General features: G+C 45.9%; 20 protein-coding genes and 2 pseudogenes. All 22 read right to left on the reverse strand.

Features of this window, described 5'->3' with window-relative positions:
* Positions 1-149 precede the first annotated feature (149 nt).
* The 22 genes and pseudogenes from QFZ77_RS30690 to QFZ77_RS30795 all read right to left on the reverse strand — a co-directional run bounded on the left by QFZ77_RS30690 (position 150) and on the right by QFZ77_RS30795 (position 26,252).
* A complete protein-coding gene (locus tag QFZ77_RS30690; RefSeq protein ID WP_307445697.1) occupies positions 150-989 on the reverse strand; it encodes an AraC family transcriptional regulator in 840 nt (279 codons plus the stop codon).
* Positions 990-1,277: 288 nt separating this feature from the next.
* Entirely contained in the window at positions 1,278-1,475 is a 198-nt protein-coding gene (locus QFZ77_RS30695; protein ID WP_307445700.1) for a hypothetical protein, read from the reverse strand.
* Positions 1,476-1,488: 13 nt separating this feature from the next.
* On the reverse strand, positions 1,489-2,643 hold the full coding sequence (locus QFZ77_RS30700; protein ID WP_307449978.1) for a glycoside hydrolase family 88/105 protein: 1,155 nt from the start codon (positions 2,641-2,643) through the stop codon (positions 1,489-1,491).
* Between the two features lie 46 nt (positions 2,644-2,689).
* Positions 2,690-4,939 (reverse strand): helix-turn-helix transcriptional regulator, encoded by a 2,250-nt coding sequence (locus QFZ77_RS30705; RefSeq protein ID WP_307445703.1) that lies wholly within the window; start codon positions 4,937-4,939, stop codon positions 2,690-2,692.
* A gap of 99 nt (positions 4,940-5,038) precedes the next feature.
* Positions 5,039-6,547: an extracellular solute-binding protein gene (locus QFZ77_RS30710; protein WP_307445705.1), complete on the reverse strand. Its 1,509-nt coding sequence runs from the start codon at positions 6,545-6,547 to the stop codon at positions 5,039-5,041.
* 53 nt (positions 6,548-6,600) lie between these two features.
* Positions 6,601-7,482 carry a carbohydrate ABC transporter permease gene (locus tag QFZ77_RS30715; RefSeq protein ID WP_307445707.1) on the reverse strand — a complete coding sequence of 294 codons (882 nt, stop codon included), beginning with the start codon at positions 7,480-7,482 and terminating at the stop codon, positions 6,601-6,603.
* A 22-nt stretch (positions 7,483-7,504) separates the two neighbouring features.
* Positions 7,505-8,467: an ABC transporter permease gene (locus QFZ77_RS30720; protein WP_307445709.1), complete on the reverse strand. Its 963-nt coding sequence runs from the start codon at positions 8,465-8,467 to the stop codon at positions 7,505-7,507.
* A 311-nt stretch (positions 8,468-8,778) separates the two neighbouring features.
* Entirely contained in the window at positions 8,779-9,480 is a 702-nt protein-coding gene (locus QFZ77_RS30725; protein ID WP_307445711.1) for a FadR/GntR family transcriptional regulator, read from the reverse strand.
* A gap of 90 nt (positions 9,481-9,570) precedes the next feature.
* Positions 9,571-10,713 (reverse strand): glycerate kinase, encoded by a 1,143-nt coding sequence (locus QFZ77_RS30730; protein ID WP_307445713.1) that lies wholly within the window; start codon positions 10,711-10,713, stop codon positions 9,571-9,573.
* A 97-nt stretch (positions 10,714-10,810) separates the two neighbouring features.
* Positions 10,811-11,698 (reverse strand): 2-hydroxy-3-oxopropionate reductase, encoded by an 888-nt coding sequence (gene garR / locus QFZ77_RS30735; RefSeq protein ID WP_307445715.1) that lies wholly within the window; start codon positions 11,696-11,698, stop codon positions 10,811-10,813.
* Positions 11,695-12,588 (reverse strand): 4-hydroxy-tetrahydrodipicolinate synthase, encoded by an 894-nt coding sequence (gene dapA / locus QFZ77_RS30740; protein ID WP_307445718.1) that lies wholly within the window; start codon positions 12,586-12,588, stop codon positions 11,695-11,697. The genes garR and dapA overlap by 4 nt, the downstream gene beginning before the upstream one ends.
* Before the next feature lie 34 nt (positions 12,589-12,622).
* Positions 12,623-13,987: a glucarate dehydratase gene (gene gudD, locus QFZ77_RS30745; RefSeq protein ID WP_307445720.1), complete on the reverse strand. Its 1,365-nt coding sequence runs from the start codon at positions 13,985-13,987 to the stop codon at positions 12,623-12,625.
* 199 nt (positions 13,988-14,186) lie between these two features.
* Positions 14,187-15,980 carry a glycoside hydrolase family 36 protein gene (locus tag QFZ77_RS30750; protein ID WP_307445722.1) on the reverse strand — a complete coding sequence of 598 codons (1,794 nt, stop codon included), beginning with the start codon at positions 15,978-15,980 and terminating at the stop codon, positions 14,187-14,189.
* Entirely contained in the window at positions 15,974-16,975 is a 1,002-nt protein-coding gene (locus QFZ77_RS30755) for a Gfo/Idh/MocA family protein (protein WP_307445724.1), read from the reverse strand. The genes QFZ77_RS30750 and QFZ77_RS30755 overlap by 7 nt, the downstream gene beginning before the upstream one ends.
* Positions 16,976-16,989: 14 nt before the next feature.
* Positions 16,990-17,352 carry a cupin domain-containing protein gene (locus QFZ77_RS30760; RefSeq protein ID WP_307445726.1) on the reverse strand — a complete coding sequence of 121 codons (363 nt, stop codon included), beginning with the start codon at positions 17,350-17,352 and terminating at the stop codon, positions 16,990-16,992.
* A gap of 27 nt (positions 17,353-17,379) precedes the next feature.
* The gene (locus tag QFZ77_RS30765) at positions 17,380-17,577 is read right to left on the reverse strand and encodes a hypothetical protein (protein ID WP_307445728.1); all 198 of its coding nucleotides are present in this window, start codon (positions 17,575-17,577) and stop codon (positions 17,380-17,382) included.
* The gene (locus tag QFZ77_RS30770; RefSeq protein ID WP_307445730.1) at positions 17,543-17,863 is read right to left on the reverse strand and encodes a response regulator; all 321 of its coding nucleotides are present in this window, start codon (positions 17,861-17,863) and stop codon (positions 17,543-17,545) included. The genes QFZ77_RS30765 and QFZ77_RS30770 overlap by 35 nt, the downstream gene beginning before the upstream one ends.
* A 113-nt stretch (positions 17,864-17,976) precedes the next feature.
* Positions 17,977-20,628 carry an Ig-like domain-containing protein gene (locus QFZ77_RS30775; protein WP_307445732.1) on the reverse strand — a complete coding sequence of 884 codons (2,652 nt, stop codon included), beginning with the start codon at positions 20,626-20,628 and terminating at the stop codon, positions 17,977-17,979.
* Positions 20,629-20,908: 280 nt separating this feature from the next.
* A complete protein-coding gene (locus tag QFZ77_RS30780; protein WP_307449981.1) occupies positions 20,909-21,214 on the reverse strand; it encodes a mannonate dehydratase in 306 nt (101 codons plus the stop codon).
* Between the two features lie 37 nt (positions 21,215-21,251).
* Positions 21,252-21,686, reverse strand: a pseudogene (locus tag QFZ77_RS30785) (ABC transporter ATP-binding protein); the annotation flags it as partial.
* Between the two features lie 8 nt (positions 21,687-21,694).
* A pseudogene (locus QFZ77_RS30790) lies at positions 21,695-22,059 on the reverse strand (sigma-70 family RNA polymerase sigma factor); the annotation flags it as partial.
* A gap of 254 nt (positions 22,060-22,313) precedes the next feature.
* Positions 22,314-26,252, reverse strand: coding sequence for a discoidin domain-containing protein (locus QFZ77_RS30795; RefSeq protein ID WP_307445734.1), 3,939 nt, complete (start codon positions 26,250-26,252; stop codon positions 22,314-22,316).
* Positions 26,253-26,276: the final 24 nt, after the last annotated feature.

The following is a 26,276-nucleotide window of genomic DNA, read 5'->3' on the forward strand; positions in this document are numbered from 1 at the left end:
AATCTGGATTAAGTATATCGTGGTTTGTACAACTTTTTAATAGAATAAGCAGTACGTCGGGTGAAGATTATGGACATCAATTACTTTTCTATAAAATAAAAACATGCCGTGAAGAATCATTCTCAATTCCTGAACAATTCGCGGCATGTCTATTGAATTTTAATAAATTGCTTTCGGAAGACGCTTGGTCTCACTCCGGTTTTGCTTTGGAACAGGTTCGAAAAATAATGCGGATCGACATATCCAAGCTTATAACCAATATCACTTATGGTCAGATGTGTGTCGAGTAGCATTAGTTTAGCGGATTCTATCTTTTTGGAGATGACATAGTTATAGATGGTCGTTCCGATTTCTCTTTTAAACAAGCGATTTATCTGCTTATTGGAAATGCCCATTTGTGAAGAGAGCTGGGTCGGATCGAAAGGATGAAGGATACTGTTATCCAAAAATTGCTTTATAGCTTGAACCGTTGATGTTAACGCTTCCCCTCTTTTACGTAAAGTTTCGGAGAGGCTGACAATGATTCGCATAAGGATGATCTGCAGCTCACTTTGCATTTCTTCTACTGATTTTTGATTAGCGCTTTCAATAGCCTCATTAAACAAGTGCTCCAATCCGCTACTGGACGTCACGACATGGGAAAGCAGTTGGTAGGCTTCAAGCATCTTCAGAATCCAGCTTCCGCTAATGTTTAGCCATATATAACTCCATTGCTCCTTATGGTCTAGGTCTGAGGCAACTTCATGGTAATAGCCTGCAGGTAGGATGAACATGTCTCCCTGACGAGCAATACAGGCTTGGGGACCGACTTGAACACTGCCTTGCCCTGATAGTACAAAACCGAAAACGGTAATTTGTGCAATCTTTCGAATATTGCGGTAATCCGTATCACAGTAATTAACCCCTAAGAACTGTACGCTCAGAGGAGGAGGCTCTCCTAACGGAGGCAGGTGATATACGGGCCCGTGCTTGCCGGGTTTATTTATCATCGTCATTGGACCTCTCTTAACAACTTGGTTCTTAGTTCCCATGCCTATATTTTAGCACAATTCCAAGTATTGAGACATGGAGTGGGATGGAAGAAAGAGCCATATGAAACTATGAATATACCACTGCCGTTCGCTCTCCGTTAAGATTATCTAATAACAATATTTTTCACCAAGGTAAATCTAATTGGTCAAAGACGTCTGCATTGCCGGTACCATTTTCATTGAATAAATCAAACAAATTATTGAAAATCAAATAACCGAAACCCTTATTTCTCAAGGAGTCCCGGTCTAAACTTCTTTACACAAACGCCCATCCCGAAACCGCATAATTAACGTAATCTCATTCCCCTCTTTGTCCGTTCCAATGGGATCATACATATGACAGTTAGCGCCTCTATTGGAATTAACGATAATCGCAACATTATCCTCGGCGTGAACCTTTATGTAAAGAGGCGCTTCATTTTGACTTTTTGCTCGCTCAGACATATATATGTCCTCCTTATATCATGATCCCGGTCTCACGGATATCATCAGGGTCGGAGTTAACACCAAGCCGATTAATCTCGTTGTAGGCCATCAGCAGCGGTGCTACACCATGCCCATTATTGTCCACGATTTGTTCTGCGAAGAAATAATACGCAAGACTGCCGTCTCGCATTTGTCCGGTTTCCGGCTTTTTGCCAAGGCCGGCACTTCGGCAAATGCCGCCTAGCAGTACTTCACCCTCTTCTTCCCTCAGGTAACGAGCAATCGTTCCGTTAAACGCCTGTATGCCGTATACGGCATACTCCTTTGGCAGATAACCCAATCGCGCACTTTTGAGAATAGCATAAGCTAACATCAGCGTACCGCTGGCTTCGAGATAATTGCCTGGATGCTCCTTCTTATCCACGACCTGATACCACATACCCTCGCTATGCTGGTATGGCAGCATGTCATCTATAAGCTCCTTAATATAGGCTTTGAGGATGCCAGTGTCTGCCGGCTCTCCTTCCAGCAGCTCAAGCACATCCACCAATGCCATCGCGAACCAGCCGACCGCACGCCCCCACACATTCGGTGATTGCCCTGTTGATTTATCGCACCAGAAAATGTGGCGACTCTCATCATAAGCGTGGCTGTACAACCGCTTCTCATGGTTATATATATATTGGCGGACATTTTCGAACTGCTGCAGCGTATCGGAATAATCCTTCGCCTCAACGAATTGCTTCACGTACTGAACATAGAAAGGCTGCCCCATATATAATCCATCCAGCCAAACCTGGTAGGGGTAGTTTTCTTTATGCCAGAACGATCCGGAACTCGTTCTCGGATAAGTAGCCAACTGCTGATATAACATATCCATGATCCTTTTATATTTGGGATCCCGCTCCCTTTGGTATAGCGTAAACATAATTCCAGCCATCCGGATCTGGTCAATATTATAACTGCAGATTTGGATTTCAGGTATATTGCCGCCCGAGTCAAACAGCTGATCTATATAGCTTTTTACAAAGATATAATCACTTTCACTGCCCGTTTGCTCGTAGCTGTCCAAATACGCCTTTAAGATACAGCCCTCGATATAATGCCACCTTACGGAATACCACTTCTCGCTGGACATATAGGCTGCTTTCAGTTTTTCTACCAATTCATAGGTCAACAGGTGCACCTCCATGATGGATAACGCGATTATGATTCATTCACCGAACTGGTGATTACTGTGATCTCGTAAGGGCATCTCGATACTGGCCCGGTGTCATGCCAGTAGCTTTGCGGAAGGTCCGGATAAATCCAGTGGAGTTGGTATAGTTGAGCCGCTCCGAAATTTCCGTAATCTTCATATTGCTGTCCTTTAACCACAGTTTCGCCATATTCATCCGGTAATTCGTCAAATAGTCGATAAACGTCGTTCCAATCTCTTTCTTGAACACTCGGCTCAAATAAACCGGATGAAATCGGAATTGTGCAGCGCACAATTCCAAAGTAAGATCCTGATCGTATTTTTCGTGAATGAGCTCGATCATTTGGTGTGCGATATTGATATATTGCGAATCGATTCGCCCCTGTAAGAAAGCAAGGGTAGGCGGTATCAGCTCTGTCTTAAACCAAGTCATAATTTCCTCCGCCGTATTCAATTTCATGAATCGGATAATGACCGATTTGGCGCCGATTAATCCATCCAGCATGCCACCTTGCTGCCCAACAAGCCGATAAATTTTGGCGATTAATTGAAGCATAAATATTTGAAAATCATTGAACGAAATGCTCTTCTCCAAAATCGCTGACGCATACTGGTTATAATACTCGTAAGCAGAAGCTGCATCGCCTGTTTTAAGCCCATTCATCAAGCTCTCTTCAAGGTGATTCCATGAAGCAGCAGGCTGAACGCTGTTCCGGTAAACCGGTTCGATATCTTCATAGCCCAGGATGAGCTCATTTCCAAGACTAATTCTGCGTTTCAGAGCCTCCAAAGCCTCTGAGTAGGCATCCATCGCATTCGTGTACCTTTGAAACGGCCGACTGATGCCGATACTGATTTTGAGCTGAAGCAGCTCGTGCACCTTCGATTTCATAAGCTCCGCCATTTGATAGAAGTAGCCCTTCAATTCATCCGGATCCTCCGAATCGCCTAGTAGTATGGTTACCTGAGATTGATCCAGCAGCAAAGTACCCAAGATACGGTCTTTAGGAATTAGCTCCCCAACGACATTGTTGATCGCAAATAACAGCAGCTCCTTATCGCTATCCAAGTATCTGGTGTCCTCTAGAGAATCGATCTGCAAGGCGAGCACCCCTAGCGCTTTCCCCTTTTCCCCAAAGCCATAGGTCTCATACTTATAGGAGAATTCGCTCTCAGTGACCTGTCCCATTAACAACTTCAATAGGAAAAATTCCTTCACCTGCCCACTCTGAACCTGCAGCTGCTGCTGAAGCTGCTTTCTCGTGCTAAACAAGGAAGAGAACCGCTCTTCGATTAAAGCGAATTCATCCCGCTTTTTATTCCCTTTGGACTCTCCTCCGAACTGCTCCATCATCATAAATAACCGATGGATCGGCCTATACATGCGGCGCGTTCCATAGAAAGCGGCGAGTCCGATTAGAATAAAAATAATCACACAGGCATTTAACGTAATAAACGCTATTTTCTTAGATTCCTTCGTAATTGCATCAATGGAAACGACCGAAACATAGGACCAGCCGTTATAAGAGGAAACTCTATAGTTGACCCCCATATCGTTTGTTTCAAAGGCCCCCTCTGGTTCTGTCGCGACATTCATCCTTTGCAGGATGGAAGGCTGGATCCCTACAGTGCTGGAACTGGCTAAGAACGGCTCCCTGTTTCGATTAAGCACATAAATATTTCCTAATTGGGTGTTTTGAGCCAAATTGCTCAGTAATGCATCATGCGACATGTCAATAATCAACAACGCTTTAGGAGTGGTCGTAGAGGCAATCATTGGAAGCTTGACGACCAACCGGATCTTATTTTCATCTAAGGAATTACCGATAGTAGCTAACCAAAATAAATTTTGCGGGCGCTTGGCATAATCGCTCAGTAAATCTCGATTCACAAAATCGTCTGTTGTTGTAAAGCCGAGATTGCTGATCATCCAGTCGTGCTCCAAGTTAATCAGCTGCGTGTCGGCCACACCCGCAATCGAATGAAGATTATACAAGCCTTTGGAGAGATTGTTGATCGTTTGAAAATCATCACTCTGTAAATCATGGTATATGAAATCGCTTACCAACGGTGAATTGATGTACTGTACAGCGCCCATTTCGACGTTCTTTAAGATTTGCTCCATGCGCATCTGGTTTTGCAGCAGGATCTGTACATTCCCCTCATTAACCTTCTTCCCAATATCCTTTGAGGCAATATAGTAGGAGATGAGCCCAATGCAAACAACCGGAACTGCGCTGAGCAGAAGAGAGAAGACAAGCATTCGATATAAGTATTTAGGCAACGGAAACCTCACCTTTCTTCGCTTACAAGGATTCGACATTACCATTATATCAGAGGAATCTACGATGCCTATGCTTACAAATGCTAGAACTAGAGCGTCTTACTTCTTCTGCTTCGCATACTCGGCCGTATATTCTTCAATCACCTTGTCACCGCCAGCTTTTCTCCATTTATCCACTTCAGCTTGCCAACCAGCCTCATCAATTTTCCCCATAATAAATTTGGTTTGGGCATCACGAATTAATGTATCCAATTCTCCGCCTTTTTCAGAATACGTCTTGGAATTCATCGTTAACGCCACATTGGGCACCACATTCTTCAGGTTGTCGGCAATGACCTTCCAGCCCTTCGCCTGCAAATCTGATAATTTCAGAGGCAGCCCTGTTCCGGTCACTTCAAATGAAGGTAGACTGTCACGATAAGGCTTAACCTCGAGATTAAATTGGGTCAAGTCTTTAAACTCCGCTTTTCCGTCAGCCGTCTTAGTAAAATGTTTGCCTTCAATCCCTCTAGTCAGAAGTGTCGACATCTCTGGCTCCAGCAGCTTATCGAAGAAACCCAACAGCCGCTTTAATTCCGCTTCTGACTTGACACTCGATTTTGGGAAAACGAAGAAACCATTATTGCCAGGCTCAGCCGGTACTTGATTGCCTGACGGTCCCATATAAGGCGCAATTTCAACTACGCCATTAGGTACAGCCTTTTTCAGGTTATCTTGAGAGGTCGCAGCCGCCGAGGCCACGGTATTGATCCGAATCCCCACCTTGCCAGCATTCCATTTATTATCGGCATCAGCTGTCTGAACAACGGAAAAGTCCTGATTGATTAATTTTTCCTGATATAGTCTGCGAAGCAGCTTCATGGAATCCAGATATGGTTTGGTCATAAATTCAGCTACCAGCTTACCTCCTTCCATACCCCATTTATTCGGCGCACCTTGAGAAACTGCGAGCCGGGTCAGAAAGGCGCTGCTGGCAGCCGGGTCGTTGTAGGACTTGTCAAGAAACATACCGTACGAATCGTTCTGACCATTCTTATCAGGATCCTTCTCCGCGATGGTCTTCATGATGTTATACCAGTCATCTAAGGCTACCGGAGGCTTCAGGCCAAGTCCATCAAACCAATCCTTCCGGTAAGTGATACCGGCACGGCCGATGTCCCGATACAAGGGCAGACTATATAACTTTCCATCAACCTTTATATTGTCATAATACAACGCGTTGACAGCTGATAAGTTTTTATAATCCTTTAACAAAGGGCCAATTTCCCAAAACAAGCCGGATTGGATTGCGCTAAGCGTAGTGGCGTTCGACGTAATTTTAAATGCTTTGGGCATTTCATTAGAGGCAATCATGATGTTTTTCTTATCTTCGAAAGCAGCGGATGGAATCCATTGAATATCGATTTTTGAATTCGTGTATTTCTCGATAGCCTGCTCCACTTCACTACCTTTTTTCGGAGCTTCTCCGATTTGAGGCGTAGCAATAGTAACTTCCAGCGGTGTATTATCCTGCTGTGCAGTTGGCGAGCTCTTCTCACCTGCACACCCCGCTAATGCACTTACAGTCGTCAACAATGAAAGCAGAGTAATAAAGCGCTTACCTACCATACAAAACCCCTCCTGAATGTTTGTTTATGTAAGAGATACTCTTTGAAATAGAGTTATCCTTTTACCGATCCTAATAGCACACCCTTGGCAAAATGCTTCTGTAAGAACGGGTAGACGAGCACAATCGGGACGGTCGCGACTACAATGGAAGCCATTCGAATAGTCTGCGGTAAATAGTCGGTAGGATCTTGCTGTGACGTGGTGTTTCCGATTTGATCCTGAGATAACAAAACAATTTGTCTCAAAATAACCTGGACCGGAAACTTCTCAGCATCGTTCATGTACATCACCGCATTAAAGAATGTATTCCAATGTCCAACGGCATAGAAAAGTCCGAAGGTAGCCATCGCCGGCATCGATAACGGCAATATGATACGGAATAGTATCCCTAGATCATTACAGCCATCGATCTTCGCTGAATCTACCAAGCTGTCGGGAATTTGCTGAAAAAAGTTCTTGAGCACGATTAAATTAAATGCGCTTATAGCGGTCGGAATCATCAGGGACCAGTACGTGTTGATCATACCAAAAGCTTTGACTACAAAGTAGGTTGGGATCAAGCCCCCGCTGAACAGCATCGTAATCAAAACCATGAGAAGTATCGTCCGGCGCCCTCGTAAGGTGGCTTTAGCCAAAGGGTAAGCGGTAAACGAGGTCAACAGTAGGTTGATCAACGTTCCGAACACCGTGATATATATCGAGATAAGAATACTCCGAACCATCGTGTCGGTTGAAAAGATGTATTTATACGCACCCAAGGTAAACTTCGAAGGAAATAAGAGAAGCCCGCCTTTAGCCACCTCCCCTGGGGAAGCAAAAGACATTGAAACGATATATACGAATGGAATGATTGTGATTAGTGATACAAGGGTCAACAACGAATAGTTTACCGTATTAAACAGCCGATTGCTCCAATTCTTATCATCAACTAGCATATTGACAGCCCCCTGACGCTTTTTAATATACGCCTTCTTCGCCGAATTTTTTCGCTATCCAATTGGATCCGAGTACAAGGACGAGCCCTACCAGAGATTTAAACATCCCGACCGCGGCACTGTAGCTGTATTGTCCTTGCGTCAAGCCTTTCATATATACAAAAGTATCAAACACTTCCCCGACTTCTCGGTTCATGGAGTTAAGCATCAGGAAGATGTGCTCGAAACCTGTATCCAAAAAACTGCCCAAGCGTAGAATAAACAAGATGACGATCGTACTACGAATTGCAGGCAGTGTAATATGCCACAGCTGTCGCCAACGCCCAGCTCCATCCATACGAGCCGCTTCATATAACTGAAGATCGACTCCGGACAGTGCCGCGAGGAAAATAATCGTTCCCCAGCCTGCCTCTTTCCAGATCGACTGGCTGATGATCATCGGTCTGAACCAATCCTCACTCAGCATAAAAGGAATCTTCTCGATACCGATTTTCTGGATCAGTTCGTTTACAACTCCACCTTCAGTTGTAAATAAGACATAGAATATGCCAACCGCTACTACCCATGAAACAAAGTGAGGCAAATACAGTAACGTCTGAGCAAAACGTTTGAATATCCCAATACGAACTTCATTCAACATTAGTGCTAGTACGATAGGCAAGGGGAAGAAAAACACCAAATTATAAATCGCTAACAAAATGGTATTACGGAACAGCATCCAAAACTGAGGCTCTGAAAAAAAACGTTCGAAATGCTTCAGCCCTACCCAGGGACTGTTCATAAAACCTAGATGCGGTTTATAGTCTTCAAAAGCCATGAGTAAGCCAAACATAGGAACATATTTAAAAATGATAAAATACAAAACACCTGGTAATAAAATAAAATACAACCATCGATCCCTGACAATATCCCTTATGAACAAAGATTCTTTAAAGAAACGGTAATTGGTTCTTATTTGTAACTGAGCTTCATACTGCTCCTTCATCCGCCGTCCCCCTGACTGAATTCGTGTGTGAATCGATCACAATTCAAATCATAAGTTTCGCGGGTATGACTGGCAATAGTACTGATCGAACCATCTAAATTCTCAATGAAATTACAGTTTTTAAGATAACTTGGACCCCAGTTACCATTCTTTTCAGTTGCATCGTACTTTCTTAACCTCTGCCCTTTATGGAATTGAAGCGTATATACATTCAAATGGCGGATAGAGTTGAACGAAAAAAGTCTGCTTGATCTCTGTATCGCATTTGCGAGAGATTGGGCAGACTTTTTAATTGAACCGTCATGGGCCGCTTATTCGTTATGATATACCTGCAAAAGCTTATTTCGGACATAACTAAGATGGCGGTACATATGAGTAAACGCTTCGTGTGGATCCCGATTAACGAGCGCATTATAGATATCTGTATGAAATTGGACCGTTACATCACGTTCACGTTCCCTAATTTGTCTGTCCATTTTATCATGGGTGATAAGCAGAGGATCTATCATCCCTTCAATGATCGGATTGTTCGCACTCAATGCAATAATCCGATGAAATTCCTTGTCCGATTCCCCATAGTTGTCATCGACACTGCCCGCGATTTCATCAATGGTTTCCTTTAATCGTTCCAACTGCTCGTTCGTAATCTTTTCTGCCGCTATGGCCACAAGTCCCAATTCTAAAGCCATTCGTGCTTCGATGATCGCTGGAAGGTTGCCAATGGACAAAGCCAGCATCACCGAGAACGGATTACTGCCGATTTTATTATTAAAATGGGTGCCGCCACGGGTTTTTCTCGTAATCACTTCAAGTGCTTCGAGCGAACTTAATGCTTCCCGCAGAACTGGCCGACTCACGCCTAACATTTCGATCAGTTCCATCTCGGACGGCAGTTTATCTCCAGGTTTAAGCTGACCGCTGATCAGCAGCTGAACAATGCTGTCAACGACTTGCTTGGGCAGCGTGTTTCGTTTAACAGTCTCCAGTTCTACGCTTCCTTTAAGTTCTACCATATTTACCCTTCTCTCTTAGCTGACTAAAACGCATAATCATATTGTAAGACGAATTAAACAAAATAACAATGCAGCCCTATAGCCATGATATTATTTCATCTTGATTCCAATGCTTATCAATCTGCATATTCTAGCTGTGGCTGCTTGAATAAGCTCTTCAGCTGATTCTATACATTGCTCTAATTCCATGGGCCGGGGCACAATACTCATAAGTCCGTCGATCCCATGTTGAAGTACATCCTCAGCACCTGAACCTAACCCGCCGGACAAGCAGATCGTCGGGATGCCCGCCTCTTTGGCGATCTTAGCCACACCAACAGGGGCTTTACCGTGCGCAGTTTGAAAGTCGGTGGAGCCTTCACCGGTTATGACTAGGTCTGCCTGCTTAAGCTTTTCAGCGAAATCTGCAGCTTCCAGCACAATTTGAATACCTGGGATCAGCTTCGCATTCGTGAAAAACAACAAACCCGCTCCTACACCGCCGGCTGCACCAGCACCCGGAATAAGTGCAACGTCCCTGCGTGTAGCCAATTGGGCAACTGCCGCATAATTCTTAAGCGCATGGTCCAATTGCGCCACCATGTCGGATGTGGCACCTTTTTGCGGACCGTAAACCGCGGATGCACCTAACGGCCCGTACAGCGGGTTATCGACGTCGCATGCGACCTTAATATCCGTTTCGGCAATACGCTTATCTAAATCGGATAAATCGATTCGTGCGAGCTTGGCAAGAGCCCCCCCGCCTTGGGATAGCTCGTTGTCATCCGAATCCAGGAATTTGACGCCTAAGGCCTGTGCCATTCCCGCTCCGCCGTCATTGGTTGCGCTGCCTCCAATACCTATAATTAGCTTGCGCAATCCGTAATCGAGAACCGCCTTGATTAATTGTCCGGTCCCAAAAGTCGTGGTCAACAGCGGGTTCCTTTGCTCCCTCGGCACCAAAGGTAATCCGGAAGCAGCAGCAAGCTCGATCACCCCGGTTTCTCCATCGCCGAGAATCCCCCAATAGGAGTCGATCACTTCACCCAAGGGTCCAACTATTTTCTGTTGGATTATTCGACCACTGGTAGCCGTGATAAGAGCTTCTACCGTGCCTTCACCGCCATCAGCTATAGGTACTTTGCTCACCGCAGCGTCAGGAAATACGTCCCGAATCCCCCTTTCCATCGCATCAGCAACAGCAAGGGCAGATAAGCTCCCTTTATATGAATCGGGTGCCAATATAATACGCATGGTGCTTCTCTCCTCTCTTTCTTGCACACAAAAATCTGATACTTCTATCTTAACAAAGAAAACCCCTTTTAGGTGATAAGAGGTTTTCAACGGAGGCTTACCTATTAACTTCAACCTTTGCCATTTTCTCATAGTAGCGAATCAAGCTGCTGTGGTCGCAATCACCCATTCCATCCACCTTCAAAGCCTGCATCATCTCCATGACGGCAGCCGTCAGCGGTAGAGGCACGCCTACTTCATGGGAGGTTTCCAAGACGTTGCTCAAGTCCTTTATGTGCAGATTGATACGGAATCCCGGGTCAAAATTGCGGTCCATCACCAGCGGCGCTTTTGCATCTAAGACAGTGCTGCCGGCCAAACCGCCGCGAATCGCCTGATAAACGAGCTCTGGTTGAACGCCAACCTTGCTGGCGAGCACGAACGCTTCGGACATCGCGGCAATGTTAATGGCAACCACGATCTGATTGGCCAGCTTGGTCACATTCCCTGCTCCGATGTCTCCTGTGCGTATGACAGAGGCAGCCATTGCTTTTAACACATCATAGCATTGCTCAAATACTTCTTTCTTCCCGCCAACCATCACGGAAAGGGTCCCTTCGATCGCCTTAGGCTCCCCCCCGCTCACTGGAGCGTCAAGCATTTCTATCCCTTTTTCCGCCAGCTTCCGGGCGATTTCCTGGCTGGTCAGAGGCGCGATCGAACTCATATCGATAACGATGGTTCCTGATTTAGCCCCTTCGATGACGCCATTCGGGCCCAAAACCACTTCATTCACCTGCGGTGAATTCGGCAGCATGGTGATAATGACATCCACCTGCTCAGCCAAAGCTTTAGCTGTTGAGGCCGTCTTGGCTCCCGCCGTTGCAAGCTCCGAACCATTCTTACTTGTATCGAGAACAACTAGCTCATAACCCGCTTTCAACAAGTTTTTACTCATGGGCTTACCCATAATACCTAACCCGATGAATCCTACTTTCATTTTCATTTAAGAGCTCCCATCTGCTTCAATATGTCAGCGAGCTTATTTCTATTGATTTCGGAGCAGCTCGTGTTCGGCAAGATCGAGCCTCCCACTTCAAGACCGATGAGGTTCATGGCCTCCTTGGTCACAACCGGAAAACTAGCGAGATTAGAAGCCATGCGAAGAGGAGCCAGCTTAAACTGGGCTTCCAAAGCTCCCTGCAGATCCCCGGCTATGAACTTCTCATAAATTTCAACGACCAATGCCGGCACAATATTCGCCGTCGAAGCGACACATCCTACAGCACCGTAAACCAAGGTGCCTAAGATCATGACATCCCGGCCCGCCATGACCTTAAATCCTTTATCTCGTGTTCTGCGGATATACTCGGAAGTCAAAGTTAGATCGCCGCTGCTATCTTTCACGCCTACAATATTGGGAATATCGGCAAGCCGTTCGATCAAGTTAACGGAAATATTATTCCCCACGCGATCCGGATTGTTATAGAGCAGTACCGGCAAGGCAGTCGCTTCAGCTACTTTTCGGAAATGCTGATACAACTCTTCTTCCGAAGGCGCAAGAAACATAGGAGGCAATATCGTAATCGCCTGAGCATTTAACGATTCACCTAATCTGGCTAACTGAACGCACTCCTTAGTTGTGATAGCTCCTATCCCCATGTAAACCGGCACACGGTCCGCGACCTGCTCAATCGTAATGCGAACTGCCCTCTCCTGCTGCTCATGATCCAGTCCGTAAAATTCGCCATTACTGCCTAAAGAAAGAATGCCGTGAACCCCTCCTGCGATAACGTGCTCAACTACCCTTCGAAGTCCTTGCTCTTCCACGCATTCATTAGCATCAACTGGTGTAACAATAGGCGGAATGACTCCGCGAATAAGACTAATATCCATTGTGATCTCTCCTTCATTCAATTTTTTATCTCGATTACCGTACAAGACAAGGTTGTTTATGATCGAATTTCCAGCCAGGAATCAAATACTGCATAGCCATCGCATCATCACGTGCTCCTAGCCCTTTCTCATTATAAAGCTGGTGCGCTTTCTCAATTTCAACCATATCAATCTCAATGCCCAAACCCGGCTTGTTCGGAACTTCCACCATACCTCCGACAATTTGGAACGGCTCTTTGGTCAGACGCTGCCCGTCCTGCCAAATCCAATGAGTATCGATAGCTGTTATTTTTCCCGGTGCAGCGGCAGCGACATGGGTAAACATGGCCAGCGAAATATCAAAATGATTGTTAGAATGCGATCCCCACGTCAGCCCCCATTCATGACACATTTGAGCTACTCGGACAGAGCCTTGCATCGTCCAGAAGTGCGGATCAGCAAGTGGAATATCAACCGAATTCAGTTGAATCGTGTGTCCCATCTGGCGCCAATCCGTGGCGATCATGTTCGTAGCTGTCGGCAGCCCGGTAGCACGGCGAAACTCTGTCATTACCTCACGTCCAGAATAACCATTTTCAGCTCCGCAAGGATCTTCGGCATAAGCCAGTACATGGTGTTGATCACGGCAAAGGCGAATTGCTTCAGACAAAGACCATGCGCCGTTAGGATCCAGCGTTATTCTTGCTTGCGGAAAACGTTCGGCTAGCGCGGTGACGGCCTCGATCTCCTCTTCTCCGCGAAGCACGCCGCCCTTCAGCTTGAAGTCGTTAAAGCCATATCGCTTGTAAGCCGCTTCAGCCAGCTTAATGACAGCTCCGGGTGTAAGCGCTTCCTCATTACGCAATCGTGTCCAGTCATCCTTGCCATCCTGCCCGCTCAAGTAAGGAAGCTTCGTTTGATTACGGTCGCCGATATAGAACAAGTAACCTAACATCTCTACCCGGTCACGCTGCTGGCCTTCGCCAAGGAGCGCAGCAACAGGAACGCCGAGGAATTTCCCCAGAAGATCTAACAGCGCAGCTTCCAAAGCAGTAACGGCGTGAATCGTGATGCGTAGATCGAAGGTTTGCAAGCCACGTCCTCCAGCATCTCGATCAGCAAACTGCTTGCGTGCTGTGTTCAGAATGTTATTGTATTGACCTATGGATTGACCAATGACGAGCGCCTGTGCATCCTCTAGTGTTTGACGAATCTTTTCACCGCCTGGAACCTCACCAACCCCCGTATGGCCTGCGTTATCTTTAAGAATGATGATGTTGCGTGTAAAGAAAGGAGCATGTGCACCGCTGAGATTAAGCAGCATGCTATCGGTCCCCGCCACAGGGATGACCTGCATTTCCGTAATGATCGGCGTGCCTGAAAAACGGTTATTCAGTTGCTCATGTTTCATTTCCTGCATCAAATTGTTCTCTTCCCTTCATTAAAAAATAATTTAAAATAAGGAAATGGTTATTTATAAGTCATATTGTAAGACAAATTAAATTATACGTCAATTTATTCTTTATGATCTGCGATAGCGGAAGAAATAGCCAGCAGTTCCCCTGTTATGGAGATCCCCTGGCGGTATTTATGCAATGACACATCGTACTTCCACAGAACTAAAAGACACCGATCTCATAATAAAATACTTTGGCACAATGAGGTTCTAAGCTGTAAAGTTTCATCGCGTTCGTGTAGGTACCTACTTCCTCGTCCGTCCAAAAATCATAAACCCGATAGCTCCCATCCAAGCTAATCTCGATATCTTTAGGCTGATCGTCAAAATTGAAGACGCAAATGAGATAACGTTCCTCCAATTTTATTCGTCCAATCGTATACGTATCGTCGTCAAAACGGGCGGCTTTACCAGTTGGAGGCAAGAGCTTCTGCAATACACGAATATTTTCCTCGGACAGAGATGGAATTAAATCTCCGCTTAGGATCATACCTCCGGATGCTAGGATAACGGCTTTATGAAATTCAAACTCTTGATCTGAAATTTCCGATTTCTTCTCAATGATTTCACCGCTAATCGTCTGGTTACGAAACGTTACTCTTTCGAGGACAATGACATCTGGGTCGTTATACCACAAGATGTCGTTTTGCCAGTTCCGAGGAAAGAGCTCCTTCGCATTGCCGCTGACATGCTTCCAGTCCCTTGCAATATCATTGGTCACCCGGTTCCCATGAACTAATCCAAGAAGCGGCCAGAAAGGAGCATTGCACCCAAGAATAAAGCTGTCGTGCCCGACTTCATCGATAATCGCCTTCATTCCACTGCGAAATGCTTCGATTCTTGTTGCCTGTTTGTCGTAACGGCATCCTGGCAAGGCACCGTATTGCAGAAAATCCAGCTTAAAATATCGCCAACCCCATTCATCATGCATAACCCTGACAGCTGACCTCAAATAGTTTTGGGCCTCAGGATGCGTTCCGTCCAGCATATACCATTGCTTTTCCGGCAGCTTCTTTTTCTGGCCGATGCCATTGAACGGTTTGCCTTCCTGATCTTGAACCAGCCACTCCGGATGCTCAAGCATCAGCTTCGACCCCGGTTCTACAATAAAGGGAGATAGGTAGCCGGCAGCTTCAATCCCGGTAGCTCGGATACCTTCACTAATCGTTTTGACGTCTGCTCCAAGCGTGACACTCGGAATTAAGAAGTCGCCGTCGGCTGCTGCATAGCCCCCATCAATTTGAATTCGCTTCAGTTCAGGTATTCGCTGGACCATGCTGCGCGCATTCTCGTAAAGTCCCTCTGCCGTTATTGGACGAAGGCAATAATAGGAACACCATCCCGTAGGAATCTCAGGATAAAGCATGCGCGGGTGGTTCCGATTGAGGCATTCAGCCAATTCTTGAAAGAGCAGATCGCGGTTTGCTCCGGAAGCAAACATGAATTGTTCCAATTCCCACGACTGGCCAGGCCCCAGCTCTAAATCTTCTGTATCCATAATCACTTCTATATAGGATTTTCTGAATCGAAACTCGCCGGAAAAGCGATTGCATGAAGTAAAAGCCATCAGCAGGTGCTCCTCATGAGAGGGAGACAAGGCCATCAGATTGTAAACCGTCCATAAGTTCTCATGAAACGGAGTTTCGGGAATTCGGAAGAAATCCCGATCTTTTCTGTAAGCCCCGATCACATAGGGCAAAGAAAGCGTACCTCCGTATTGTGTAAGCATTTGAAAGCCTTCACCGTAAAATGGCGTATTGGGGGCGAGAGGCATATCACCAGAAAAAAGCACAACCTCTCTTATCCGCAGTGAATGATTGGACCGATTGACAACTCTAGCACTTAAAAGATTATTCGCCCATGATTTCTCTACAGTAACCTCACGGTCTGTAGCTGTTGTGCAATCGGAAAGTCTAACACTAGATTTGATTTTCTTGATATCGTCCAAATTCAGCATTTTAAGACAGCCTCTCTCAGTGCATCTTCCACGGTAAGCATTTTGCCCGTTCTCGACGATACGGCTGCAGCATGCACCAAGCTTTGCGACTTTAAATAATCTCTTCCGTTTGGTCTTGGCTCCCGCTTTTCCTTCAATGCAGTTAGAAATTCATCGATCGACAGCACGTTTCCTACCCCATCGAAGGTGTACACTTCATCGGCCTTTCCTTCCTTCATAAGCTGCACTCGGTTACTCGTTATCGCAATCGCGCCATCCGCTCCTTCGAAACGCCAATCTCCATACCATTCGGTCAGTTTTCCCTTGGCCATCATGCTGCCGTGATAATCCACGACTGTTCCTCCGTCCAGCTCCATCCAAGCGCTAAGGTGGATCGTCGTCGTCTCCGTCCAGCTTCCGGGCGGATTGCTATTCATGGCGAACACTTTCACCGCTTCCTGACCGGTAAAATAACGGATCATATCGAAATGATGAATCGTGACATCTTCCAGCAGTCCGTTTGCCAGCCGGCCAAAATAAGGAACGGGTACGACGTGATAGCGGTCGAATTCGATGTATACCGATGACAAATGTCCGATAACGCCGCTGTCTAAAAGCTCCTTCGCCTTCAGCACCGGGGCGAAGAAACGGTAATTCTCGGAAATCATGAACGGGATGTTTTTCAGTTCAGCCTGACCGACAATATATTGCGCATCCGTAATATCATTCGAAATCGGCTTCTCGCAGAGCACAGGCAGGCCATGCGCGAACGCAATCTCGTTAATCGCAGTGTGAATGTGAGGAGGCGTAACATTAATGACGAAATCGGGGCTCTCGCTGTTGATCGCTTCTTCCAATGACGAATAAAACGGGGTTTCCGGATCGATCGTTTCCCGCAGGTGAGCGTTCGCTTCAACAACGCATACCGCCTGCACGCCCGCATGACGTCTCAGTTTCTTGTACCACCCTGAACCGAAGTTCCCTAAACCGACCAGAACCGCCTTCATATTGCTCATCCTCTCTCGCTTCTCTATATTTGATTTTTGTTGCGGGACGGTCCGGCATGGCACCAAACGACAACTATAGGATCATCCACACTTGAAATGAGATGATGGTCCTCTCCCGGCTCAATAATGACGACATCTCCCGTTTTAACTGGGTACATATGCTCTTTGTTGATTTCAACCTCGCCTTTACCCTGCAGGATAAGGAAAGCTTCGCAATCTTCGTGCACATGATAGTCAATGCCGCCCGGACCGTCGTTCGTATGAGCGCGCGCGCCCGGCTTCTCGAAAGCAAGCCCGCCGTAAGAAAGGTAATCCCCCGGCATAATGTCTTTCAAAATATGTCCTTCTGTAACATCGGCCAACTGCTGTAAACGATAAGTTCTCATTAAATATCACTCCTTCTTTTTATTTAATTACTTCTTGAACAATTCGTCGTATTTTTGTTGGGCTTCCTTCATCACTTGATCGCCGCCCATCTTCTTCCATTCCGCAACGAACGCGTCAAACTCGCTGATTGGCCGTTTCCCGGTAATAAAGTCGATGAAAGCTTTGACAGCAAATTGATCGAGACGATCTTTATTCTCGTTGAACACGGGTCTGGATACGGGCAAGCTCTATGGCTTTCTTCGCATATTCGAATTCGCCGTATGCGCTGGAAATGACGATTTTCAACGATTCGTTATGCTTTCTAAGCGACTTCACCAAGCTTATTCCATCCATGATCGGCATTCTAATATCCGTTATCAGAACATCCACTTCATGATGAAGAAGATAATCAAGCGCTTCTTTACCATTTTGCGCTTCGGTAACGCTAACATTAAAGTTGTATTTGGAGAGCAGAAATTTGATCCCGTCACGTTCAAATTTTTCGTCGTCCACGATCAACACGTTAAACATTGGAATCCTCCCACTCTAAATTAATGTTAGGCCGTTTCAAGTCACAGAGAGCAAAAACATCCGCCAATCCGGGCCGGATGCTTTTGTGCATGTGTTGTACGATGCTGTATTATTTACTTCGCGGACCATTCTGTGATCAAAGCATTGGCGTCCGTTCCGAGGACGGACATCGCGGCTTCGGAGCCATTATCCGCCAGCGGTTCGTTATTCAGGTGCTTCAGGAAATCCTGCAAATCTTTGGCCGCCTTGTACTTGTCGCCTTTGTCCAATTGATGCAAAGCCTGGTTCAAACTGTTGCGCAATTGGTCAACCAATGGCCTCTTCAATTCGCCGGCTTCGACATATCGGTCAATCAAGTTGGATACTCCTTCGAGAGTGGCGGTCATTGTTAAGCCGACAGACTCATCCGTCGTATTGCCGGCCTGGTCGGTGATGACGATCCTCAGGGTATGAAGGCCAAGCTTACCGGCCAAATCAACGGAAGCGCCGTTCGTTAGCCGCTCTCCGTTCAGGGTGAGTTCCTGGCTCGCTATACCGGATAGTGCATCGTTCGCGTTCAGAAAAAGTGCAATCGGGCGATCATCTGAGAAAACTGCACCTTCCGCAAGCGGTTTCCCGTCTGCCGTCAGCACAAAAACCGGCTTCGATTTGTCAATCTGGACGATGAGCTCCTTCGTTTGCTCGATGTTGCCTACGACGTCGATAGAGCGGTACTCCAGTCGGCTTAGGCCGTCATTCGTAAACGCGATCGGCCCGGCATAGGTTTGCCAATTTGCATGATCCCCCAGCCTGTATTCCGTTCTCGCTACACCTGAGAGATCGTCATAAACAGACAGCGTGACGGACGCCTCCTTGTTCAGCCAGCCGTTCTGCGACATCGGATCAATCTGAGCCTCCGTAATCGGTGGAGTCAGATCTCGCAGGGTAACATCGATATATGGCTTAATGTTTTTGGTGTTCATCAAGCTAGTAACGTTAAATCCACCATAAATCCTGTAAGTGCCCATGTTATCAGGGTTATAACCGGCGGAGCTCCATGTAACGTTCACCTTTTCTGTCAACCCCGTACTCAACGTTACATCAAACTGTGAAGGCAAGCTTAAACTTCCAAACGCTGTACCTATGGAAGCTGTAATTTCTTTCGGCCTTGACCACGCTACAATATCCTTAAGTTGTGCTTTTGGATTCCATCCATCATGAAAAATATAGCTGTTTTTATCCCTCTTGATCAAGTATGTATCGGAGAGATACATGGTTGCGGATTGGAATTCATCTGCATAGGCAGCATCTCCTGCGCCATTATACATGCCCCGGTAAAGACCCCATTTGGAACGGTTTTGCTGGCCCGATTCAACAGGCAGGTCGCCTCTTTCGTTTCGGCCGGTAATCGGGTTTTCCACTTCAGGGCGTCTGTAGGTTTCGGCTGTCATACCGCCTTCAAAAAGCACCTTACCTGTTTCCAAATCGATAAGCTTACCGTAGATATAACCGTTATCGGCTGTTAAAATCGTAACATCAAAATCAAGCCAGCGGTCAACGACCTGTTCAAATGGAATCGTGAATAACGGCTTTATTCTGTCCGCATAGCCGCCATCAGGATTGTTCCTGAACTCTAGTTGCCCTTTGCCTTCACTTGAAACCAGAGAAAGGGTGGCCACCGGCTGTCCTGCTGCGTTTCCAGCTATTTCTTTCAGTTGGAAGATGTGCCAAAACCTGTGGGGAGCAATAAAATCTCCGGCATGGTGATCGCCGACATCCTTCTGAAACCTTAAAGTTTCCGACGGGAGCATAAGCCTCCAGTGGTGGGTCAAAATATCGCCGCCCTTACTGTTTGCATCGCTACTTGCAGCGTTGGTGTTGCTTTTAATCTCCAGCCTCTGACGATCGCTGCCCACTGCGCCCCGATCTCCGTCGTCCCGGCTTACGCCGTCCGGGGTAACAAAAGGCATAAATTCGTGATAACGCAAAATGTCGGAGCCTAGTTTGTCGGTTCCTGGAATATTTGCAATCCCGTATTTTGTAAGCGCATTCGAATCATTTCTGCCTATAGTTTGCAAATACATGTTATCCCCCAGCCATGCTTCATTAACTGTCGAAGCCACCGGGTAGTCTCCAGAACGGTCATAGACCGATTGCGACCATGTTTTCCCACTGTAAGATGAGGGTGTGTTCGGGCCTTCTATAGAACCCGTAGTACTGCCATTGCCGATTTTAGATGCGCCCAAAACATCCCATACAAATTCTCCCCCTCGAATATTGAGAGGCAAATACTTGTCATTGGCTCCCATCCCTGTTATCGGGGGCAAAGCCATATCTACAGTAACGGTGATGGTATAGGTTCGGCTGTTATTGCTGTCATTCTTGTCGGCTACCACCAGATAATACAACGTTGTTCCGCTTGTTGAAAATTGGTCCATCTTGGCATCTCCTTTGTTAATGCCGCTGGCAGCGAAAGAGATGGCAGATATTCTGTTACTTCTGAATAGCGTCGCAGTAACGGCCGGGTTTGTCATTACATTCAGCATTTGGTATAAGGCGCCGTAGGGCAATGATATATTAATGGTTGCCTGATTCAAATCAACGACTGCGTTTACCGGCTTGTTCACTTCTATTTCCAAAAAACCTAAGCTGTCTACCGGCGCTGCATGAACCGATGATGCCGGAAAACTGAATAGGCTGATCAGCGAAAGTACAAGGGCAAACGAAAGAACTAAGCTTAATCCCCTTTTAAAAACTTGCTGCTTAGACATTTCGAAGAAGAACATCTAAAAGCCTCCTTTATTTTCGTAAAAAACAGCCTTTAAATAGCAGGCTCAACTTCTTTCCAAATCCAACACCTTCCTCCGTATGATCGTTAATTCGTCAAACGCTTTCAACAATCATTATAATGAATTGATGAGATTTCCTATATAGATTAATTTATGGTCTCCATGTAATTTTTTACGGTTTTAGCCATACTGGAAAAAACCAGAACCCGTAATTCAGAGTTCCGGTCCTATAACTACTAAATGTCTTTATATATTCGCCCAAATCAATAAATCAAAACTAGTGTCCATAACGGTTGCCCTCAAACTCCGCCAATGCGGTCAGCAGAGCCCTTACATAACCGATGGAATAGCCCCAACCGATGCTGGACGATTTCCAACCAATGCCCGAATGCGCCCAATTTTGATCTAAATCGATACTGTCGCCTTCCAACTGCGTAATATGATCCGGATTGATACAGCCCTCGTATCCAACCTTCCGCAGTTCGAGTAAAATTTTGAATACATTCAAATCGCCATCATCCAGAAGCGCTTCTTCAAAAGCTCCCGCTGTTGGAAGGCTGCCCCTCACATTGCGAAGGTGCACCAAACATATTTTTCCTTTACGCCCATAATGATTGATTTCATCCATGACCATCATGCGTAATCAAAATAATCGTCCGACCTTGTGCATGTATTCTCTTTAAAATGTTTAAAATCTCCACACCTGTCTTCGAATCCAACGCTCCCGTAGGTTCATCTGCCAGAATGATCGACGGATCTCCTGCCAATGTTCGCGCAATAGCAACACGCTGTTGCTGCCCGCCAGATAATTCTGATGGAAAATGCTTCTGGCGATCCAGCAAGTCCACCGCTTCCAGTGCATGTAAAACAAGCGGCTCTCTTTCCTTTTTGCTCATCCCCCGATAGATCAAAGGCAACTCCACATTCTCATAGGCACTTAATCTCGGCAGCAGGTTAAAACTCTGAAAAACAAATCCAATCTTCTGATTGCGAATCTCAGCAAGCTGTGAATCCTTAAGCACGTTTATTGCTTGACCATCTAGGTCATAAATACCTTTATCTACCGCTGCGTGCGCTCTTTCCCGCCTAGTTCTAGTCCAAATCGCCCTACAACAACTTCCTTTTCACGATCATCCAATATCTCCAAATCTCATTCCCCTCTTTGTCCGTTCCGATGGGATCATGCAAGGAAACATCTTTGCGCGTTTTCTTCAGCGAGCGCAGATGCATAAGGATCTCGTTCTCAATGCAGCGAGCCGCGAATGTTGCGAGCTTTGTGCCTTTGTTCGGCGAGAACGACTCGATGGCTTTGATCAAACCGATCGTCCCAATCGAGATCAAATCTTCCAAATCTTCGCCTGTATTGTCGAATTTTTTGAGGTTGTGAACACGAAGCAACGTATTTTCCTCGAATAGTACAATGTTAGACTGATTTACCATATTAAAACGAAAACCATGGACAAAAAAAAGGCAATGTGGAAAGATAACATACTCTTTTTACTCCTGCTTTTTTACTTGCCTTAATAATGTCTCCGCATGTTTAAGCTCCTCCCACGGATCTGGGAAAGTAAAATTCGGGTTCACAAAAACACTACCTGGCCCCAAGCTCCAATATCGTAAAAGTACAACGATAAATAGCCCCCACATTATAGCGGGAGCCATTATTTATCAGATCATCCTTGTTATCGGTTCTTCGGAGCGGTTACCGTCAATGTTACTGGTTTCACGTTACCTGCATAATCCGTAGCGACGTAAGTAATGGTGTATACCCGTCCTCCTCCGCTTCCGGATCGCTCAGCCCTCAAATCAAACATATAATCCAGTGTGTCAAAGTCCGCATTTTGAATATCCTGCAAGATGTCTCCGTCTCCAAGACCATCATCTGGTTCGTTGGAGGTGATGGATTTTAAAACAATGGACTGAATGCCGGAAATCGGGTCTATTGCGCCGTAAGTTCCGGCCGTTACGGTCACCATTTTATGATTAGCCGGCCACAGCTCGTTAATATTCTGATTTATTTGCATTTCCGGTGCTGTTTTATCTACTTTCACGACTTCACTCTTTAGCTCTTCCGTGTTTCCTGCATTATCCTTGCTTTGATACTCTACTGTATTCGTTCCTTCAGCTGAAATATCGATGGCGCTATCATAGGTTTGCCATTGGCCGCCATTGATCCGATATTGAACTTTATGGATACCGGATAACGAATCCGACGCATTTAAGGTCAACTTTACATCCGAATGATACCATCCGTTGGCATTGGCCGGAGGTAATTCGGCTTTAGTGACCGGAGCCGTCTTATCTATGTTGATAGACAGGCTCTTCGGTGATTCAGCGTTTCCGGCCTTATCGACGCTCATATACTCCAGAACGGTATTACCCTCAGCGGAAACGGTAATCGGATTCGAATACGGTTGCCACTGCCCGTCATTATTCCGGTATTGCGTGTCTTCGACACCGGATTGATCGTCAGTTGCGTCCAGCGATACCATTACATCCGTATTCTTCCAGCCAGAAGGCGCATCATCGGTCGTAACCGGCGGAATATCATCTTGCACGATATTCCCAGGCTGCGCATATACCTCTAATTCCCACAATGAATATCCGTAACCGATACCTCTTTTTATACCCAGCATTCTTACATACCTTGCGCTAGTTGGCGAGAAAGAGATATCGTCTATTCCTCCATTGCCTGCATAGGTACTGTATACATCAGTCCAGTCTACAGCATTGTCAGAAACCTGTATCTTGTATTCTCTACCAAATGCCGTCTCCCAATTTAGTCTAACCCTACTCACAGTCTTGATTGTGCCGAGGTCCGTATATATCCACTCATTGTCGGTATAGTTCGATCCCCACCTCGTATTTGTCTTCCCATCGAATGCATTCCCGGCAACTAAAGAATCAGTTTTGGATGAACTGGCCGTAACAGGTCTGTCCAATGCGAGGTTAATCCCATAAGCATGTACATTTTCCAAACCGGAGTTGACGATCTTCATGATATTTACCATATCCGTATAAGGCTGATCCTGTTGGTTTACTAAGCCTATATTGAAATTCTCACCGTCTTTACGCCATGTAACCGCTTGATCGAAGTACGAAAACCAGCCTGACCCAATATACAACGGATGCGTTGTTTCGCTTTCCACGAAAGATTTGTAGGCCATACCTCTATCCGCTATACTTGGCACACTTGTAGCCCCATTTACGGGTGACAAACCACGCTGGGTAGTACTAAACGTATATTCCAGATTCAATAGAGGTTTTCCGAAAGCTTCATATCTGGAAATCCAATCAGCATTATTCGTATAATTATCTACAGAAAAAGCATCTACAAACTCCATTGCCGCCGAATCCCAATCCAGACCGGTCCGCCATGTGGGAACTACGGACGAACCCAGGAACAGATGATTCGTATCATGTCTTTTGATTATATTTTTGATCGTTGAGAAATAGGTTCTGGACGCCAACTTGATATATTCCGATATATCCGCAGCAGGCACCTTGGTAATATTGATCGAAATATTCTTTAACTCGTCAAACGATACCGCACTCGTACCCAAAAGCTGGTTGACGGCAGTAATATCATTGTTGTACCTTGGTGCAAGAAAATTCACGAAAGCGCTTTTAGCCGCAGACGACGAATTATATGTCAGTACATCTTTTACGATATCGGTTGTCCATCCGGCCTCATTATCGTAAGTATAACCGATTAGCCACGGGTCATTCTTCGCTTTATCAAGCTGAGGGGTCAATGCGGTTTCTATGATGGCTTCACTCTGCGGGTCAAAAACATCGTAAGTCCATTGAATCCTTTTTAAGCTGCCGGGGTCTTGCAAAACATGAATGTATGGGAACGTTATATTAGTGGGTCTGGTCCACTTGCTGAAGGCGTTAAAGCCCCAATCTATCAAACGTTTCTTTGTGATATCCTCCCATTTCGACTCATAGTTGCTGCCGTATTTTCGCATAATATTGGCGACGACGAAGCTTACTCTTTCGCCATTGCTGTCAGTTACATAGGCAGGAGCATAAGCGATAGGATCAGGAAGTTCCTCAAACACCCGTCTCTGGGTACCGTCAGCTTTTTTAAGCGGCGTTCCGTATCCCCACTCCCACATACTTGTGGCATCCACACCTTTTAGAATAAATTTATATCCATCCGGGGAAACAAACCACCATTTGCTATCGATTTGTTGAAGTCTGAAATAACCGGTGCTTGTGAAATGTCCTCCATTTTTAATCCCGCCGTACGGATCGTATTTTGTAAGATCCAGTGAAACATTTGAAAGTGCATCCGCCTCATTCATATATTCTTGCTGCAGCTGCTCGTCGAATGTTACCTTTCCAGGCCAGGTTTCATAAACCCACTGCCCGTACTTGTCTGCCATTAAGCTGTCTTTGTTCAGTTCGAGAGCCATTTGCTCCGCAGTAAGCGCAGGTCCGGGATTCACGCCTTCCTGTCCGGTCCCTTTATAAATTTGAACTTCAGTGAGGGGGATATGCTGAAAGGCATGAGGACGTTTAATATCAATAACAATAAACCTGGCTGTCTTGTTCGACATCGGTACGTTGACCGAATAGTTCCAGGTTGAGCTTGGGCTCGTTGAGACTATTCCAGGTGTTCTGATGTGTTTGGCAGCAATATAGTAATAATCCGTTACAGCCTCAGGGCGGTATTTTACCGTAAACTCTTTAAATCCCCAAGACGAATTGGGTGAATTCAGGACGACGTTTATACTGTCCAGCGGATAGTCCTTCAGCAGGTCAAACACCACTTGGATAGTCCCTTGGGAAGTCGCGCTTCCCATAAATCCGGCATAGGTTACGGTTGATCCGTCAAGTAATACACCATTGCTTGAGGATACCAGCCCGGTCATTCCTTTATCAGGAAGACTGCCTCCATTCGGAGCGGGGCTGTAGTAATAATTGCCGGTTTTAAGCAAATTTTCTGCCATTAAGCTGTCTTTGTTCAGTTCGAGAGCCATTTGCTCCGCAGTAAGCGCAGGTCCGGGATTCACACCTTCCTGTCCGGTCCCTTTATAAATTTGAACTTCGGTGAGGGGGATATGCTGAAAGGCATGAGGACGCTTAATATCGATAATAATAAATCTGGCCGTTTTGTTCGACATCGGTATGTTGACCGAATAGTTCCAATCTGAGCTTGGGCTCGTTGAGGTTATTCCTGGTGTTCTGGTGTGTTTGTCAGCAATATAGTAATACTCCGCAGCCTCCGGGCGGTATTTTACTGTAAACTCTTTAAATCCCCAAGACGAATTGGGTGAGTTCAGCACGACGTTTATACTGTCCAACGGGTAATCCTTCAACAGGTCAAATACGACCTGTACGTTCCCTGGGGTACCCGTGCCGCTCCCCATGAATCCGGCATACGTTGTGGTTGATCCGTCAAGCAGCACGCCATTGGCTGAGGATACCAACCCGGTCATTCCTTTATCAGGAAGACTACCTCCATTCGGAGCTGTGCTGTAGTAATAATTTCCGGTTTTAAGCAGAGTTCCTGCCCCATGAACATCTCCTGCAGGGATCAACGTTAATCCCATGATGAATGCCAAAAAAAGTGTCAATACACGAGTATGATACCATTTACACATTTTTACCATTAAATATCCCTCCTCTTTTCTTCT

Origin of the sequence: Paenibacillus sp. V4I3 (assembly GCF_030817215.1) — a bacterium.
Lineage (GTDB): Bacteria > Bacillota > Bacilli > Paenibacillales > NBRC-103111 > Paenibacillus_E.